Raw genomic sequence first — 14,634 nt, 5'->3', positions numbered from 1 at the left:
TGGCCTGCGTAAAAGACGATGGCGCTTTTTCAGAGCCCCCCAATAGCAGTGTGTCAGTACCGTCTTCATTAACTGACACCTTGCTAACGGGGTGCCCCCCACAACATTTGGGTTTCTATAAGAGTGGGGGTATCAGGATTTCTTGGCCTGCTGATACAACGGCATCACCTTCGGAATCGCCGCCTGCAACGAGGCGATCCGGCTATCCGACGCTGGGTGGGTGCTCATGAACTCCGGTGGCGCACCTTCCGAAGCCTTGGCCATCTTGTTCCACAGCGTGATCGCCGCATTCGGGTTGTAACCGGCGCGAGCCGACAGTTCCAGGCCGATCAGGTCTGCCTCGTTTTCATTGGCGCGACTGTTGGGCAAGGTCATGCCGTAGTTGGCCACGGTATCGGCCAATGCCAGGCTGTCCTGACCCAGGCCGAACAGCGCACCAGCGCCCTGCTTGGCCATCTGGATACCATAGGCCTTGGACATGGCTTCGCGGCCGTGTTCGCGCAAGGCGTGGGCGATTTCATGGCCCATCACCGCAGCCAGTTCGTCATCCGTCAGCTTGAGGTTGTCGATCAGCGCGCTGTACACAAAGATCTTGCCGCCAGGCCCGCAGTTGGCGTTCATCTCGTCGCTTTTGATCAGGTTCACTTCCCACTTCCACTGCGCCGCATCGGGGCGGAAGGTCGGTGCCTGGGCGATCAAGCGGTTGGCGATGGCCTGCACACGCTTGGCATTGGTGCTGGTCTTGTCCAGTTGGCCCTTGGTGCTGGCTTCGCCCAAGGTCTGCTGGTAGGACTGGGCATACATCTGGTCGACTTCCTGGCTCGACAGCATGCTGAACATATATTGCTTGCGCTCAACCCCGACGGCACCGCCGCTGGTGGTGTTGACCGACTGGCAACCGGCCAGCAGCAGCGCGGCTGCCAGTACGTTTATTGCCAATGATTTCTTCATGAACACTCTCCCTGAAAACATGGCGCGTATCGTAGGCGGTCATGTGTATCGACGCCAGATACAACAGACGTGTAACCGCAGAATTTCAGACACATCCCACTCGCCGCTCAACCTGGCGTCAGACATTCCGGCCCGTTCAGCTTCGGATCGTTGACCATATTGGCCAAGACACGCTCACGCAACGCCGCAGGCTCGCTGGCCAATAACGCCTGAAGGGTGTGCAACGGTGTCTCAGGATTAAGCCAGGCCTCTTGCCCCGCCGCATCCAGGATCAGCGGCCGGCGCTGGCTCTGCGCCGGCTGGGTGACCACCGCCGTGCTCAGCCACACTTGCTCCTGCACCGGATAGGCCTCCCAGATCGCCGCAAAAAACAGCGTGGAGCCCTCCCCCGGCGTCAACCAGTACGGGCGCTTGCGCTGGGTGCCGCGCCATTCGTAGAAGCCATTGGCGGGCAGCAGGCAGCGGCGCTGGCGAAACGCTTCGCGAAACATCGGTTGCTCGGCCAGGGTTTCGGCGCGGGCATGGGCGGGCGTGCGCGAGAGGTCGGTCAGCCAGGGCGGTGTCAGGCCCCAGCGGGCACGAGCCAGGGTGCGTTGGCCGGCATCGGAACGCTGGATCAGCACCGAGTCATTCGGAGAGATGTTCCACTGGGCCTGCTGGTCGGCCGGAAAGCCCGGCAAGGCAGCAAAGGAGGGGGTCCAGCGAAACAGGGCATAACGTCCACACATGGGGCAACACGACTCTTGGGTAAACCGACCGACAGCCTAACAGACCAACACGTCGGGGAAGCTGTCAGGTTCATCGCCCGGCATGGGTTGCGCGCCGATGTAGGCAGTAATCAACTCACGGGCACACGCGGCCTGGTCGTTGTCCACTTCCAGCCCCAGCAAGCCGAAAATCGGCAGCTCGCCGGTGCCTCCGAGCAAATGGCGCCCCACCAGGTGCGCCTCGATACCCTCGCTGGCGAGCATCTGCTGCAGCAACTCGCCCTCCATCAGGTTTTCCGGTTCGTAGATTCGCTGCATGGGCGGTCCTATCATTCGTTTTCACTGCGGGTTTCAAGCATCCACTCGTCGCCATGGACCTGTAGATCGAAAATGATCGGGCGGCAACACACCTGGCAGTCCTCTATATAGTTCTGGTCACCGCCAGACAAATCCACCGTTGTCTCAACCTCTTCACCACAATAAGGACAATCGTACGTCGCGGTTTCCAGCATCGCAGCCTCCAGAGTGACTTGTGCGTATAATCGCCGGTCTATTTACAGGGCTATTTCCGGCCGGGCCCATTTCCCGGACCGTTCCCTGGCATTTCCTTTACTTACCCTAGCCGTTTCTAACAAGAGAGCATGATGGGCCAATTCGATACCATCCGACCTTACAACGACAGCGAAGTCCCGGCAGTGCTGGACCGGCTGTTCAGTGACAAGGCCTTTCTGGACATCCTGACCCACTTCCGCTTTCCGCGCTTCGCCGGCGCCCTGGGCTGGCTGCTCAAGCCGATGATCGCCCGCAAGCTGCGCCGTGAATTCGCCGGCGTCACTACCGTGGCGACGCTGCAGGACAAAGTCGAGTACTACGTCGATCACACCATCGACCGCGCGACCGACGGCGTGACCTACACCGGCGTCGAGCAGCTCAAGTCCGGCACCGCCTACCTGTTCCTGGCCAACCACCGCGACATCGTGATGGACCCGGCCTTCGTCAACTACGCCGTGTACCACGCCGGCCTGCCGACGCCGCGTATCGCCATCGGCGACAACCTGCTGCAAAAGCCGTTTGTCAGCGACCTGATGCGCCTGAACAAAAGCTTTATCGTGCACCGCTCGATCACCGGGCGAAAAGAAAAGATGGCGGCGTTCAACTTGCTGTCGGCCTACATCAACCATTCGATCCGCAACGACTGCGAGTCGATCTGGATCGCCCAGGCCGAAGGCCGCGCCAAGGATGGGGATGACCGCACCGAGTCGGCGATCCTCAAGATGTTCCACGTCAGCCGCAAGGATGAGCCGTTTGCCGAGGTGATCCAATCGCTGAACCTGACGCCGGTGTCCATCAGCTACGAATACGACCCGTGCGATTCGGCCAAGGCCCGCGAACTGTACATCCGCGCCACCACCGGCACCTACAGCAAGGCACCGGGCGAAGATGACGTGAGCATTGCCCTGGGCATCACCGGCTACAAGGGCCGGGTGCATGTGAACTTCGCCCCGCCGATCACCGAGCGCTTCGAAGACACCAAAGTGCTGGCGATGGAGATGGATCGGCAGATTCTCGGCGGCTACCGCTTGTTCCCGGTGCATTACCTGGCGTATGCGCAGTGGAGCGAGGCTGATCCGCAATTGCAGGTGCCGACGGCAGCCGAGGTGTTCCCGGCGGATGAACTGGCCAAAGCTAAGGCGGAGTGGGAACGGCGCTTGAACGAATGCCCGGTTGAGCATCGGCCGTTTCTGGTGGTGCAGTATGCGACGCCGGTGCGTAACCAGTACCGCGTGAAGGCTGGCATTGCGCTGTAAAATAGCAACGCAAAAAAATGTGGGAGCGGGCTTGTGTGGGAGCGGGCTTGCTCGCGAAGGCGGAGTGTCAGGCAAAGATGCATTCACTGACCCACTGCATTCGCGAGCAAGCCCGCTCCCACATTTGGTTCTGTGGTGCGCTTTAGAGGCGGGTACTGATCCAGGAGATCAGCAGCGCCAACCCCAGGCAGGCGAACCCGATGCGGTACGCCAAGCGATGCGCCCGTTCGGTGCGCACATCCAGAAACAGCATCGGCTGGTCAATCGCGCGCGCTTCGCTTTGTGCGGTCAGGTCAGCCATCGCGCGTTGCTCGCGCAGGCGAGTGATGGCCAGCAGCGCCGCCCCCGGAAGCGCCACCGCTAGAGCTACAACATTGATCAACAGTGCGGGCAGTGCCATCGCAAACCTCGGGGAAACAGTGCCTGGGTGTCAGTTCGGATACCTATCCGGACGCAGTGGCATCATCGGCCACCAATGTTTCATTCCCAGCATGGACGGCTAATGTAGCCAGTAATTTACGGCGTCACCTGAACGTCACCTTAACAAGCCACTCTGTTGCCCTTCGAACGTTCGGGAGCTTGTCATGCTGCACGCGCACAACCAGGATCGGCTGTATCTGATCGCCCAGAGCGATGAGCAAGAGGCGCTGGTCGGCGGCCTCGCGTTCAACGTGCAGGACCGCCACTGGCTGGTGTATTGCGCCCTCGGCGGGCACCAGCATGCGGACTTGCCGGAAGCGGATTTATTGACCGGCGTGAGCCTGCTGGACTTCTGTATCGACACCGCCGCGTGAAACTCAAGGCGCAAAAAAACCGGGCTCATCACTGAGCCCGGTTTTTTTATGCAGCGGTTATTGCGAGCTGAGCAACGAACCGATGCTTGGGTCCTTGAACAGGCGGGTCAAGGCGTCACTCAACACGTCGCTGACCAGCTTGGTGTTGGTGTCCTGGTTCGGCGACATGCCGAAGCGCTGATTCAGCGATGCGCCGTAGCGGCCGCTGTAGCGACGGGTGCCAGCGGTGACGTCGGACTTGAACGTCGCGCCGATGGAGGCTTCGGTCACATACAGACCTTCTTTAGGCGACTGATACTTCAGCTCTGCCAGGGTGATGGTCAACTGCGGAGCGCCCGGCGCGTTCGGGCTTGGGGTAAAGCCCAGCAGGCGCACAGCGGCTTCGGCCTGGGCTTGCAGCTTGGGCAGTACGTCCTGGCCCGTAACCGAAATCAGCGCGGTTTCCGGGTACAAGCCACCACGGGAACCCAGGGTTGGCGACGGACGGCCGTCCACTACACGCACCGACACCGGCTGGCCGTGGCCCACTGGCGCCAGCTGCGTGGTGAGTTTCGGTTGCGGGCTGAGTTGTTGCGGGCTGTTGGCGCAGCCAACCAGGGCCAAACTGGTCACAGTGATCAAACCGAACAACAGGCGTTGCAACATGCGCTTCTCTCCAGAAATCAGGTACCGACAGGCGGGCAGTATAGCGGTGCGCCACTGCCGGGAACTAGCATCAGTTACATCCTGAGACCGGCACCGGCCGAAGCGGTTCGATGTCACCGAGATGTCACAGCCGATACATGCACTCGTCATCCCGGGCTGGCAAGCTTTACCTCAATCTCAGGAGGCTATCACCATGAATTTTCTCTGGTCGCTGTTCATGCGCAAACCCGCCCTGCGTCAGTTCGCCCTGCTCGATGCGCAAGGCCGCTGCCAGGCCTTTAAAGAGTGCAACCAACCACCGGTGGGCAATGGCTGGGTGGAAATCGACGAGATTCGCCTGAGCTGGATGCACCGCCCGCTGCCGGCCCGCGCCCGCGTAAGCCCGCGTCCAGCGCGGTCGTCCCGGCACCAGCCGTTGGCCGCCTGACCGAACACCTAATAAAAGTCATAAAACACGCCCATTTCCTTGGCGTTCTTCGCTACAATCTCCCCCCGATTATAAGGACGTCTCCTGATCGGGCCCCGCAGCATCGTTAATGCCTCGGTATTAACCCCCCAATCGCCCACAGAGAGCCGCCCACACAGATCGAATAGAGCTGGCGTGCTTGCTGTTTTAGTTGCAACCCACCCCTCTTTATATCGCATCTGCCAGAGCTGCCATTGCGCTCGGCCACTTGAGTTGTTTGCCCGTTTTGCCGCGTGTCGGCAAGGTATCCGGGCCAGGTGCCAGGCTGAGGCAGCCCTTTTTTGAGGTTCACGTCTTCAAAAGAGCGTGAAAAAAACGGGTTTTCACAACTTCACAAGAGTGTGGCGAGCAAATGAATAGTTTGGCGTTTGTACAAGCACCATCAGCGTCTTTAACAGCCCAACCACACAGGACCGAGCACTCCTCAAAAACCGGAGCTTGAGCCTGTCCGCTACGGATTGGTTGCACGAATCGCACGCTTTGACCATAAGTCGAATTGCCACAGGCGCCCATGAATGCGTTCATAGGCAGATTAGCCCGGCAGGAAGCGTGTGCTGAAGTTGCAAAGAATTGCGAAACGGACATGGCGATCCTGGCCATGGGTAACCTGGGGCAACACGTGAACCGCCCCGTCACTCCTGGCAGCCATGCCGTCAATTTGGTGCTGCAGATTTTGGAGACGCGTTAAATGGCGCATAACGAAGCAGTCGACGTAGTACTGGTAGGGGCCGGCATCATGAGTGCCACCCTGGCCGTGCTGCTCAAAGAGCTCGACCCCGGCCTCAAGCTGGAAGTCGTTGAGCTGATGGATTCGGGTGCCGCGGAAAGTTCCAACCCGTGGAACAACGCCGGTACCGGCCACGCCGGGCTGTGTGAGCTGAACTACACGCCGCAGGCCGCCGATGGCTCCATCGACATCAAGAAAGCCGTGCACATCAACACCCAGTTCGAGGTGTCGAAGCAGTTCTGGGCGTACCTGACCCAAAAGGGCACCTTTGGCTCGTCCAAGTCCTTTATCAGCCCGGTGCCGCACCTGAGCTTCGTGCAGGGCGAAAAAGGCGTGGACTTCCTCAAGAAGCGCTTTGAATCCCTCAGCCAGCACCACGCGTTTTCGGACATGCACTACACCGAAGACCGCAGCGAGATGGCCGAGTGGATGCCGCTGATGATGCCGGGCCGCCCGCTCGACGAAAAAATCGCCGCCACCCGTGTGCTCAACGGCACCGACGTCAATTTCGGCGCCCTGACCAACCAGCTGCTGGGGCACCTGACCAGCTCGCCGGATGCCCAGGTCAAGTACTGCAAGCGCGTCACTGGCCTCAAGCGCAATGGCGACGGCTGGACCGTGAGCATCAAGGACGTCAACAGCGGCAACAGCCGTGAAGTGGACGCCAAGTTCGTCTTCCTCGGCGCCGGTGGTGCGGCCCTGCCGCTGCTGCAAGCCTCGGGCATCGAAGAAAGCAAAGGTTTTGGCGGTTTCCCGGTCAGCGGCCAGTGGCTGCGTTGCGACAACCCGGACGTGGTCAAGCACCACCAGGCCAAGGTCTACAGCCAGGCCGCCGTGGGTTCGCCGCCGATGTCCGTGCCGCACTTGGACACCCGCGTGGTCGATGGCAAGAAATCCCTGCTGTTCGGGCCATACGCAGGCTTCACCACCAAGTTTCTCAAGCACGGCTCGTTCCTTGACCTGCCGATGTCGATTCGCGCCGGCAACATCGGCCCGATGCTGGCCGTGGCCCGCGATAACATGGACCTGACCAAGTACCTGGTCAGCGAAGTGCGCCAGTCCATGGAGCAGCGCCTGGAATCGCTGCGCCGCTTCTACCCTGAAGCGAAAGCCGAAGACTGGCGCCTGGAAGTGGCCGGCCAACGGGTGCAGATCATCAAGAAAGACCCGAAGAAAGGCGGCGTGCTGCAATTCGGCACCGAGCTGGTCGCGGCCAAGGACGGCTCGCTGGCCGCACTGCTGGGCGCATCCCCGGGTGCTTCGGTGACGGTTTCGATCATGCTGGAACTGATCGAGAAGTGCTTCCCGCAGAAAGCGGCTGGTGAATGGGCAGCCAAGCTGCACGAGATCTTCCCGGCACGGGAAAAGGTTCTGGAAACGGATGCCGACCTGTACCGCAAGATCAACACGCAGAACAACATCAGCCTGGAACTGGTTGAGCCTGCCGCCGAGACCGAGAGCTACGCTTGAGGTTGTGACGCATAGCGTCACCGGATGCATTCCCACGCAGAGCGTGGGAACGAGCGCCCCGCCCTCTGCATGAGGACGGGGCGTTTTTTTATGCCTTGGGAATCAGCCGCGGGCTTTTTCGATCAGTTCGATGTACTCGTCCGCGTTGCGCTGGTCCTTGATCAGGTCGACAAAGGTCTGGCCATGCTCGTCCTTGCCGTCGAGGTCCAGGCCGGCTTCCTTGAAAAAGCCCAGGAAACGCTCGAAGTCGTCGATACGCAAGCCACGGTAGGCCTTGATCAGTTTGTGCAGGGACGGGGAAGTCGCGTCAACCGGCTCGAAGTCCAGGAACAACTTGATTTGATCGTCGCCGATCTCATCGCCAATCACCTGTTTCTTATCTTTACGCATTACCGACTCCAGCCTGCAGACATTTACACGGGACTGGAAGTCTACCTGCGCGACGCCGCCTTCGAAAGCGCTGGAGGACCAATGTGGGAGCGGGCTTGCTCGCGAAAGCGGTGGGTCAGCTGAAACAGCTCTGACTGACACACCGCTTTCGCGAGCAAGCCCGCTCCCACATTTGGATCTACGGTGTTCTGACTATTTGGTACGGACGGCACCGGTGTGCAGGTCTGCCCAGATGTGGCCGTTGGCGTAGCTGAGGAATTGCACATACAGGGTGTCGTTACGCAGCAAGTCGACGATGACGCGGTACTGCGCCACCGGATACGACAAAGTCAGGGTCTTGCTCTTATCGTCATACGCCGGCTTCTTCAGGCTTTTGCTTTCAGCGTCGAAATTGAGCACCACTTGAGTAATGGTCGCGCCCTTGTTCAGGGACTTGCCCTTGAGGCGGATCATCAGTGGCGACGTCACCGGAATCGGTTGCTGGCTGGATTGACGCTGATTCCCCACCACCACCGCGTACTCGGTGACTTGCAGCAATTGCTGCTGGTCGGGCGTTTCGGCGCGCAGGGTCAGGTCGTCTGGCGGCAGGAATTGGCTGTGCAGGGGGGCTGCAGCCAGGGGCAAACTGAGGGTCAGCGCCAGGGCGGCGCACGTGCGGATCAACAGGCTCATGACAGGCTCCAGACGCAGGGCCAGGCACTCTAGCATGCCGGCCCCACACCTGATGAAGCGCGTTTACATGCCTTTGACGGCGTAGATGCCGTTGGCATTGCGCCAGTAGCCTTTGTAGTCCATGCCGTAACCGAAGATGTAACGGTCAACGCACGGCAGGCCGACGAAATCCGCTTTCAGCTCAGGGCGTGCCTTGCGGTCGTGATCTTTATCGATCAGCACGGCGGTGTGCACTTTGCGCGCGCCGGCGTGTTTGCAGAAGTCGATGATCGCGCCGAGGGTGTGACCTTCGTCGAGGATGTCGTCGATGATCAGCACGTCGCGGTCGATGAACGACACTTCTGGCTTGGCTTTCCAGAACAGGTCGCCGCCGCTGGTTTCATTGCGATAGCGAGTGGCATGCAGGTAAGAAGCTTCCAGCGGGAATTGCAGATGAGTGAGCAATTTGCCGGCGAAAATCAGGCCGCCGTTCATCACACAGAAAACCACCGGGTTGGTGTCGGCCATTTCGCGGCTGATATGGGCGCCGACCTTGGCGATAGCCTCTTCGACTTGCGCTTCGGTGTACAGGCAGTCAGCCTCGCGCATGATTTGACGGATATGCTCGAGATCAGCGGACATGGCGCTCTCCAAGGGGGTGCTGTGGCAAGAAAAGCGGGCGAAGGTACGCTTCTCGTGCGCTCGGATCAAGCCTTAATGGACTAACGTACTAGATGTCTATAGGACAACACCCTCGGATAGATTAATCTAGGCCGGTTTTTTTGCCCGCCGCCGGAGCCTTTCCCATGCCCACTCGCGAGATCCGCCACCCGCTGATCCAACACAAACTCGGCCTTATGCGCCGCGCCGACATCAGCACGAAGAATTTCCGTGAGCTTGCTCAGGAAGTCGGAGCGTTGCTCACTTACGAAGCCACCAAGGATCTGCCCCTGGAAACCTACGAGATTCCAGGTTGGGCCGGTCCCGTGCAGGTCGAAAAAATCGCCGGCAAGAAGATCACTGTGGTGCCGATCCTGCGCGCCGGTATCGGCATGCTCGAAGGCGTGCTCAGCCTGATCCCGGGCGCCAAGGTCAGCGCCGTGGGCGTGGCCCGCAACGAAGAAACCCTGGAAGCCCACACCTACCTGGAAAAACTCGTCCCGGAAATCGACGAGCGCCTGGCCATGATCATCGACCCAATGCTCGCCACCGGCAGCTCCATGGTTGCCACCATCGACCTGCTGAAAAAAGCCGGTTGCAAGGACATTCGCGCCATGGTGCTGGTGGCCGCTCCCGAAGGCATCGCCGCCGTCGAGAAGGCCCACCCGGACGTGCAGATCTACACCGCGTCCATCGATCAGCGCCTGAACGAACACGGCTACATCATCCCAGGCCTGGGCGATGCCGGTGACAAGATCTTCGGCACCAAGCAGAAGGACGCGTGAGCATGCAGGATGAATTCAACGACCCGCTTTGGCGCCAGATCCTGTCTGGCGCACAAATGCTCTTCGTGGCATTTGGCGCGCTGGTGTTGATGCCGCTGATCACAGGTCTTGATCCAAACGTTGCACTGTTTACCGCTGGCCTGGGCACGTTGTTGTTCCAGCTGGTCACAGGGCGGCAGGTGCCGGTATTCCTGGCATCGAGCTTTGCCTTTATCACCCCGATCATTCTCGCCAAGCAGCAGTTCGGCCTGGCGGCGACCATGGGTGGGGTGATGGCGGCCGGTTTCGTCTACACCTTCCTCGGCGCTGCCGTGAAGATCAAGGGCACCGGCTTCATCGACCGACTGCTGCCACCGGTGGTGATTGGTCCGGTGATCATCTCCATCGGCCTGGCCATGGCGCCGATTGCCGCCAATATGGCCATGGGCAAAACCGGTGATGGCAGCGAGCTGATTCACTACCAGACGGCGATGATGATCTCGATGCCGGCGCTGCTGACCACGTTGATCGTGGCGGTGTTCGGCAAGGGCATTTTCCGCCTGGTGCCGATCATCTCCGGTGTGCTGGTGGGCTTTGCGATGGCGTTCTACTTTGACGTGGTCGACACGGCGAAGATCGCCGCCGCACCATGGTTCGCACTGCCCCACTTCACCGCGCCGGAATTCAACTGGCAGGCGATCCTGTTCATCGTCCCCGTGGCCCTGGCCCCGGCGATCGAACATATCGGCGGTGTGATTGCGGTGGGCAGCGTGACCGGTCGCGACTACCTGAAGAAGCCGGGCCTGCATCGCACCCTGCTGGGTGATGGCATTGCCACCACAGCTGCCGGGATGTTTGGCGGCCCGCCGAACACCACCTACGCCGAAGTGACTGGCGCGGTGATGCTGACCAAGAACTACAACCCGAAAATCATGACCTGGGCCGCGGTGTTTGCCATCAGCCTGGCGTTTATCGGTAAGTTCGGCGCACTGCTGCAAAGCATCCCGGTGCCGGTGATGGGCGGGATTCTGTGCCTGCTGTTCGGTTCGATTGCTGCGGTGGGGATGAACACGCTGATTCGCCACAAGATCGACCTCGGTGAGGCGCGCAACCTGGTGATTGTCTCGGTGACATTGGTGTTCGGGATTGGCGGTGTGCTGGTCGGCACCGGTACTGGCCCGGATGATTTCGGCCTGAAGGGCATTGCCCTGTGTGCGGTGGTGGCGATTGCCTTGAACCTGCTGCTGCCGGGTAATGATGGCTGGAAGAACAAGAAGCCTGACGAACCACTGCTGTAATTAACGCCGCAAAACCAATGTGGGAGCGGGCTTGCTCGCGAAAGCGGAGTGTCAGTCTAGAGATGTTTGACTGATACGCCGCCTTCGCGAGCAAGCCCGCTCCCACACAAAGCGCCTACCACATTCTTTGATATTCAGCGTGGCTTACAGCTCGCCGAGCCCATCAATCAACGCCTGGTTCTGCTCCGGCGTACCAATGCTGATCCGCAGGAACTGGGCAATCCGCTCCTGCTTGAAGTGCCGCACGATCACACCCTGCTCACGCAACTTGGCCGCCAGGCCGGCAGCGTCGTGCTTGGGGTGACGGGCAAAGATAAAGTTGGCCGCCGACGGCAACACTTCAAAGCCCTTCCCTTCCAATTGCGCGACCACCGTGTTGCGGCTGTCGATCACCAACTTGCAGGTCTTCTCGAAGTACTCACGGTCTTCAAACGCCGCCGCCGCGCCGACAATCGCCAGGCGATCCAGCGGATAGGAGTTGAAGCTGTTCTTGACCCGCTCCAGCGCCTCGATCAGGTCCGGGTGGCCCACGGCCAGGCCCACGCGCAAACCGGCCAGTGAGCGCGATTTGGACAGGGTCTGCGTCACCAGGAGGTTCGGGTAGCGGTCCACCAGGCTGATGGCGGTTTCGCCGCCGAAGTCGATATAGGCCTCATCGACCACCACCACCGAATCCGGGCTGGCCTTGAGGATCTGCTCCACGGCATCCAGCGCCAGCACGCAGCCGGTCGGCGCGTTCGGGTTGGGGAAGATGATCCCGCCGTTCGGCTTGGCGTAGTCCGCCACGCGGATCTGGAATTGCTCGTCCAGCGGCACCGGGTCGGACTGGATGCCATACAGACCGCAGTACACCGGGTAGAAGCTATAGCTGATGTCCGGGAACAGCAGCGGCAAGTCGTGCTGAAACAGGCCGTGGAAGATGTGCGCGAGGACTTCGTCGGAACCGTTGCCGAGGAACACCTTGCCCGCGTCCACCCCGTAATACTTGGCCACGGCCTGCTTGAGCAGGTCACTGTTGGGGTCCGGGTACAGGCGCAGGTTGTCGTTCAACTCGGCCTGCATCGCAGCCAACGCCTTGGGCGATGGGCCGTAGGGGTTTTCATTGGTGTTGAGCTTGACCAGCTTGGTCAGCTTCGGTTGTTCACCCGGCACGTAAGGCACGAGGTCCTTGACGAAGGGGCTCCAGAATTTGCTCATGCCTCACTCTCCCTTGACGATGCGGTATTCGGCGCTACGTGCGTGTGCGCTCAGCGATTCGCCACGGGCCAGCACCGAGGCAGTCTTGCCCAGCTCGGACGCGCCTTGTGGCGAGCAGAAGATGATCGACGAACGCTTCTGGAAGTCATACACCCCCAGCGGCGACGAAAAGCGTGCGGTGCCAGAGGTCGGCAGCACGTGGTTGGGGCCTGCGCAGTAGTCGCCCAGGGCCTCGCTGGTGTGGCGGCCCATGAAGATCGCACCGGCGTGGCGAATCGATGGCAGCCAGGCTTGCGGGTCGGCAACCGACAGCTCCAAGTGCTCCGGCGCGATGCGGTTGGCCACTTCGATGGCTTGCTCCATGTCGCTCACCAGAATCAAGGCGCCACGGCCATTGATCGACTTCTCGATGATCTCGGCGCGCTCCATGGTCGGCAGCAGCTTGTCGATGCTCGCGGCGACCTTGTCGAGGAACTCGGCGTCCGGGCTGACCAGGATCGCCTGGGCGTCTTCGTCGTGCTCGGCCTGGGAGAACAGGTCCATGGCGATCCAGTCCGGGTCGGTCTGGCCATCACACACCACGAGGATTTCCGAAGGGCCGGCAATCATGTCGATACCGACCTGGCCAAACACGTGGCGCTTGGCGGTGGCGACGTAGATGTTGCCGGGGCCGACCACCTTGTCCACTTTCGGCACGCTTTCGGTGCCGTAGGCCAGGGCGGCAACGGCCTGGGCGCCGCCGATGGTGAATACGCGGTCAACACCGGCGATGCACGCAGCGGCCAGCACCAGCTCGTTGATTTCACCGCGCGGGGTCGGCACGACCATGACCACTTCAGTCACGCCCGCCACTTTGGCCGGAATCGCGTTCATCAGAACCGACGACGGGTACGACGCCTTGCCGCCCGGCACGTACAGGCCGGCACGGTCCAGCGGCGTGACCTTCTGGCCCAGCACGGTGCCGTCGGCCTCGGTGTAGCTCCAGGAATCCTGCTTCTGCTTTTCGTGGTAGCTGCGCACCCGTGTCGCCGCCACTTCCAGCGCTTCGCGCTGCGGGGCAGTGATGCGCGTCAGCGCCAACTCCAGGCGTTCGCGGGGCAGGATCAGGTCGGCCATGGACGCCACGTCCAGGCCGTCGAACTGGCGGGTGAAATCCACCAGCGCCGAATCACCGCGCTCGCGCACGGCCTTGATGATGTCGAGTACTCGCCCGTTGACCGACTCGTCGGACACGCTTTCCCAGCTCAGCAGATGATCCAGATGATGGGCGAAATCCGGGTCGGCAGCGTTGAGTCGGGCAATTGCAGTGGACGTGGTCATAGCGAGGGCCTCAATAGAATTGGCAAAAACTCAGGCGCCCTAAACTAGCAGTCGTTTCCGCTTGGGCACCTGAGAATTCTGGCTATGAGGCGGATAGACGGGCGCGACCTAGGGCCGCGCGGGTGAGTCAACCGCGGTGTCGCGACTCCACTGCCGTGCGCAGGGTGTCGATCAACGCCTGGATACGGGCGTGCTGCATCTTCATCGAGGCCTTGTTGACGATCAGGCGAGAGCTGATGTCGGCAATGAATTCCTGCGGTTCAAGACCGTTGGCACGCAGGGTGTTGCCGGTGTCGACCACGTCGATGATCTTGTCGGCCAGGCCAATCAGCGGCGCCAGCTCCATCGAGCCGTAGAGCTTGATGATATCGACCTGGCGGCCTTGTTCGGCGTAGTAGCGCTTGGCGACGTTGACGAACTTGGTGGCCACGCGCAGGCGGCCCTTGGGCTCGACGTCACCGACACGGCCGGCGGTCATCAGCTTGCACAGGGCGATACGCAGGTCCAGGGGCTCGTACAGGCCCTGGCCGCCGTATTCCATCAGCACGTCTTTACCGGCGACACCGAGGTCGGCCGCGCCATGTTCAACGTAGGTCGGCACGTCGGTAGCCCGCACGATCAACAGGCGAACGTCGTCCTGGGTCGTGGGGATGATCAGCTTGCGGCTCTTGTCCGGATTCTCGGTCGGCACGATGCCCGCTTCAGCCAGAAGCGGCAAAGTGTCGTCAAGGATGCGGCCCTTGGACAGTGCGATGGTCAACATGGGAAACGTCAGTCCTTCATCAG

General features: G+C 60.9%; 18 protein-coding genes. 6 read left to right on the top strand and 12 right to left on the bottom strand.

Going from position 1 to position 14,634, the window contains the following annotated elements; genetic code table 11:
- Positions 1 to 132 precede the first annotated feature (132 nt).
- From ACZRMO_RS01270 to ACZRMO_RS01255, 4 genes are all read right to left on the bottom strand, one after another.
- The gene (locus ACZRMO_RS01270; RefSeq protein WP_124527449.1) at positions 133 to 951 is read right to left on the bottom strand and encodes a M48 family metallopeptidase; all 819 of its coding nucleotides are present in this window, start codon (positions 949 to 951) and stop codon (positions 133 to 135) included.
- A 107-nt stretch (positions 952 to 1,058) separates the two neighbouring features.
- Positions 1,059 to 1,679, bottom strand: coding sequence for an SOS response-associated peptidase (locus tag ACZRMO_RS01265; RefSeq protein WP_463971631.1), 621 nt, complete (start codon positions 1,677 to 1,679; stop codon positions 1,059 to 1,061).
- A 36-nt stretch (positions 1,680 to 1,715) separates the two neighbouring features.
- Entirely contained in the window at positions 1,716 to 1,976 is a 261-nt protein-coding gene (locus tag ACZRMO_RS01260; RefSeq protein ID WP_124527451.1) for a putative signal transducing protein, read from the bottom strand.
- An 11-nt stretch (positions 1,977 to 1,987) separates the two neighbouring features.
- Positions 1,988 to 2,170, bottom strand: coding sequence for a CPXCG motif-containing cysteine-rich protein (locus ACZRMO_RS01255; RefSeq protein ID WP_017738733.1), 183 nt, complete (start codon positions 2,168 to 2,170; stop codon positions 1,988 to 1,990).
- 132 nt (positions 2,171 to 2,302) lie between these two features.
- On the opposite strand from ACZRMO_RS01255, the gene ACZRMO_RS01250 reads away from it, so the two are divergent.
- A complete protein-coding gene (locus tag ACZRMO_RS01250; RefSeq protein WP_463971630.1) occupies positions 2,303 to 3,466 on the top strand; it encodes a 1-acyl-sn-glycerol-3-phosphate acyltransferase in 1,164 nt (387 codons plus the stop codon).
- Positions 3,467 to 3,608: 142 nt separating this feature from the next.
- On the opposite strand, the gene ACZRMO_RS01245 is transcribed toward ACZRMO_RS01250, so the two are convergent.
- Complete coding sequence (locus ACZRMO_RS01245) at positions 3,609 to 3,866, bottom strand: hypothetical protein (RefSeq protein ID WP_463971629.1); 258 nt, start codon at positions 3,864 to 3,866, stop codon at positions 3,609 to 3,611.
- Between the two features lie 184 nt (positions 3,867 to 4,050).
- Here ACZRMO_RS01245 and ACZRMO_RS01240 point away from each other — a divergent pair, with 184 nt between their 5' ends.
- Positions 4,051 to 4,260 (top strand): hypothetical protein, encoded by a 210-nt coding sequence (locus ACZRMO_RS01240; protein ID WP_105696144.1) that lies wholly within the window; start codon positions 4,051 to 4,053, stop codon positions 4,258 to 4,260.
- 57 nt (positions 4,261 to 4,317) lie between these two features.
- On the opposite strand, the gene ACZRMO_RS01235 is transcribed toward ACZRMO_RS01240, so the two are convergent.
- Positions 4,318 to 4,905: a YajG family lipoprotein gene (locus ACZRMO_RS01235; RefSeq protein ID WP_463971628.1), complete on the bottom strand. Its 588-nt coding sequence runs from the start codon at positions 4,903 to 4,905 to the stop codon at positions 4,318 to 4,320.
- A gap of 193 nt (positions 4,906 to 5,098) precedes the next feature.
- Between ACZRMO_RS01235 and ACZRMO_RS01230 the strand changes: the two genes are divergently transcribed.
- Both ACZRMO_RS01230 and mqo read left to right on the top strand, forming a co-directional pair.
- Entirely contained in the window at positions 5,099 to 5,332 is a 234-nt protein-coding gene (locus ACZRMO_RS01230; protein ID WP_463971627.1) for a hypothetical protein, read from the top strand.
- 727 nt (positions 5,333 to 6,059) lie between these two features.
- Positions 6,060 to 7,568: a malate dehydrogenase (quinone) gene (gene mqo / locus ACZRMO_RS01225; RefSeq protein ID WP_463971626.1), complete on the top strand. Its 1,509-nt coding sequence runs from the start codon at positions 6,060 to 6,062 to the stop codon at positions 7,566 to 7,568.
- Positions 7,569 to 7,670: 102 nt separating this feature from the next.
- Here the strand turns inward: mqo and ACZRMO_RS01220 are convergent, their stop codons facing one another.
- The 3 genes from ACZRMO_RS01220 to ACZRMO_RS01210 all read right to left on the bottom strand — a co-directional run bounded on the left by ACZRMO_RS01220 (position 7,671) and on the right by ACZRMO_RS01210 (position 9,251).
- The gene (locus tag ACZRMO_RS01220; protein WP_017738740.1) at positions 7,671 to 7,958 is read right to left on the bottom strand and encodes a PA4642 family protein; all 288 of its coding nucleotides are present in this window, start codon (positions 7,956 to 7,958) and stop codon (positions 7,671 to 7,673) included.
- 192 nt (positions 7,959 to 8,150) lie between these two features.
- Complete coding sequence (locus ACZRMO_RS01215; protein WP_463971625.1) at positions 8,151 to 8,630, bottom strand: hypothetical protein; 480 nt, start codon at positions 8,628 to 8,630, stop codon at positions 8,151 to 8,153.
- A gap of 63 nt (positions 8,631 to 8,693) precedes the next feature.
- Complete coding sequence (locus ACZRMO_RS01210; RefSeq protein WP_017738742.1) at positions 8,694 to 9,251, bottom strand: hypoxanthine-guanine phosphoribosyltransferase; 558 nt, start codon at positions 9,249 to 9,251, stop codon at positions 8,694 to 8,696.
- A gap of 164 nt (positions 9,252 to 9,415) precedes the next feature.
- On the opposite strand from ACZRMO_RS01210, the gene upp reads away from it, so the two are divergent.
- Together upp and ACZRMO_RS01200 are read left to right on the top strand one after the other, a co-directional pair.
- Positions 9,416 to 10,054: a uracil phosphoribosyltransferase gene (upp, locus tag ACZRMO_RS01205; protein WP_463971624.1), complete on the top strand. Its 639-nt coding sequence runs from the start codon at positions 9,416 to 9,418 to the stop codon at positions 10,052 to 10,054.
- 2 nt (positions 10,055 to 10,056) lie between these two features.
- On the top strand, positions 10,057 to 11,331 hold the full coding sequence (locus ACZRMO_RS01200) for a uracil-xanthine permease family protein (RefSeq protein ID WP_463971623.1): 1,275 nt from the start codon (positions 10,057 to 10,059) through the stop codon (positions 11,329 to 11,331).
- A gap of 144 nt (positions 11,332 to 11,475) precedes the next feature.
- Here ACZRMO_RS01200 and hisC read toward each other — a convergent pair whose 3' ends face one another.
- The 3 genes from hisC to hisG all read right to left on the bottom strand — a co-directional run bounded on the left by hisC (position 11,476) and on the right by hisG (position 14,611).
- Positions 11,476 to 12,528: a histidinol-phosphate transaminase gene (hisC, locus tag ACZRMO_RS01195; protein ID WP_463971622.1), complete on the bottom strand. Its 1,053-nt coding sequence runs from the start codon at positions 12,526 to 12,528 to the stop codon at positions 11,476 to 11,478.
- 3 nt (positions 12,529 to 12,531) lie between these two features.
- Positions 12,532 to 13,848 carry a histidinol dehydrogenase gene (hisD, locus tag ACZRMO_RS01190; RefSeq protein WP_463971621.1) on the bottom strand — a complete coding sequence of 439 codons (1,317 nt, stop codon included), beginning with the start codon at positions 13,846 to 13,848 and terminating at the stop codon, positions 12,532 to 12,534.
- A gap of 127 nt (positions 13,849 to 13,975) precedes the next feature.
- Positions 13,976 to 14,611 (bottom strand): ATP phosphoribosyltransferase, encoded by a 636-nt coding sequence (gene hisG, locus ACZRMO_RS01185; RefSeq protein ID WP_071494135.1) that lies wholly within the window; start codon positions 14,609 to 14,611, stop codon positions 13,976 to 13,978.
- Between the last annotated feature and the right edge of the window lie 23 nt (positions 14,612 to 14,634).

It is taken from the genome of Pseudomonas sp. B611 (assembly GCF_055407965.1).
Note: the sequence above shows the minus strand (reverse complement) of the source record. Positions and strands in the feature narration are given on the sequence as shown.

Excerpts from the sequence above, each read along its gene's own strand:
- ACZRMO_RS01245 (WP_463971629.1), bottom strand. The coding sequence starts at position 3,866 with ATGGCACTGCCCGCACTGTTGATCAATGTTGTAGCTCTAGCGGTGGCG.
- ACZRMO_RS01255 (WP_017738733.1), bottom strand. The coding sequence starts at position 2,170 with ATGCTGGAAACCGCGACGTACGATTGTCCTTATTGTGGTGAAGAGGTT.
- upp (WP_463971624.1), top strand. The coding sequence starts at position 9,416 with ATGCCCACTCGCGAGATCCGCCACCCGCTGATCCAACACAAACTCGGC.
- ACZRMO_RS01235 (WP_463971628.1), bottom strand. The coding sequence starts at position 4,905 with ATGTTGCAACGCCTGTTGTTCGGTTTGATCACTGTGACCAGTTTGGCC.
- ACZRMO_RS01270 (WP_124527449.1), bottom strand. The coding sequence starts at position 951 with ATGAAGAAATCATTGGCAATAAACGTACTGGCAGCCGCGCTGCTGCTG.
- ACZRMO_RS01220 (WP_017738740.1), bottom strand. The coding sequence starts at position 7,958 with ATGCGTAAAGATAAGAAACAGGTGATTGGCGATGAGATCGGCGACGAT.
- ACZRMO_RS01215 (WP_463971625.1), bottom strand. The coding sequence starts at position 8,630 with ATGAGCCTGTTGATCCGCACGTGCGCCGCCCTGGCGCTGACCCTCAGT.
- mqo (WP_463971626.1), top strand. The coding sequence starts at position 6,060 with ATGGCGCATAACGAAGCAGTCGACGTAGTACTGGTAGGGGCCGGCATC.
- hisD (WP_463971621.1), bottom strand. The coding sequence starts at position 13,848 with ATGACCACGTCCACTGCAATTGCCCGACTCAACGCTGCCGACCCGGAT.
- ACZRMO_RS01250 (WP_463971630.1), top strand. The coding sequence starts at position 2,303 with ATGGGCCAATTCGATACCATCCGACCTTACAACGACAGCGAAGTCCCG.
- hisC (WP_463971622.1), bottom strand. The coding sequence starts at position 12,528 with ATGAGCAAATTCTGGAGCCCCTTCGTCAAGGACCTCGTGCCTTACGTG.
- ACZRMO_RS01210 (WP_017738742.1), bottom strand. The coding sequence starts at position 9,251 with ATGTCCGCTGATCTCGAGCATATCCGTCAAATCATGCGCGAGGCTGAC.
- ACZRMO_RS01240 (WP_105696144.1), top strand. The coding sequence starts at position 4,051 with ATGCTGCACGCGCACAACCAGGATCGGCTGTATCTGATCGCCCAGAGC.
- hisG (WP_071494135.1), bottom strand. The coding sequence starts at position 14,611 with ATGTTGACCATCGCACTGTCCAAGGGCCGCATCCTTGACGACACTTTG.
- ACZRMO_RS01260 (WP_124527451.1), bottom strand. The coding sequence starts at position 1,976 with ATGCAGCGAATCTACGAACCGGAAAACCTGATGGAGGGCGAGTTGCTG.
- ACZRMO_RS01200 (WP_463971623.1), top strand. The coding sequence starts at position 10,057 with ATGCAGGATGAATTCAACGACCCGCTTTGGCGCCAGATCCTGTCTGGC.
- ACZRMO_RS01230 (WP_463971627.1), top strand. The coding sequence starts at position 5,099 with ATGAATTTTCTCTGGTCGCTGTTCATGCGCAAACCCGCCCTGCGTCAG.
- ACZRMO_RS01265 (WP_463971631.1), bottom strand. The coding sequence starts at position 1,679 with ATGTGTGGACGTTATGCCCTGTTTCGCTGGACCCCCTCCTTTGCTGCC.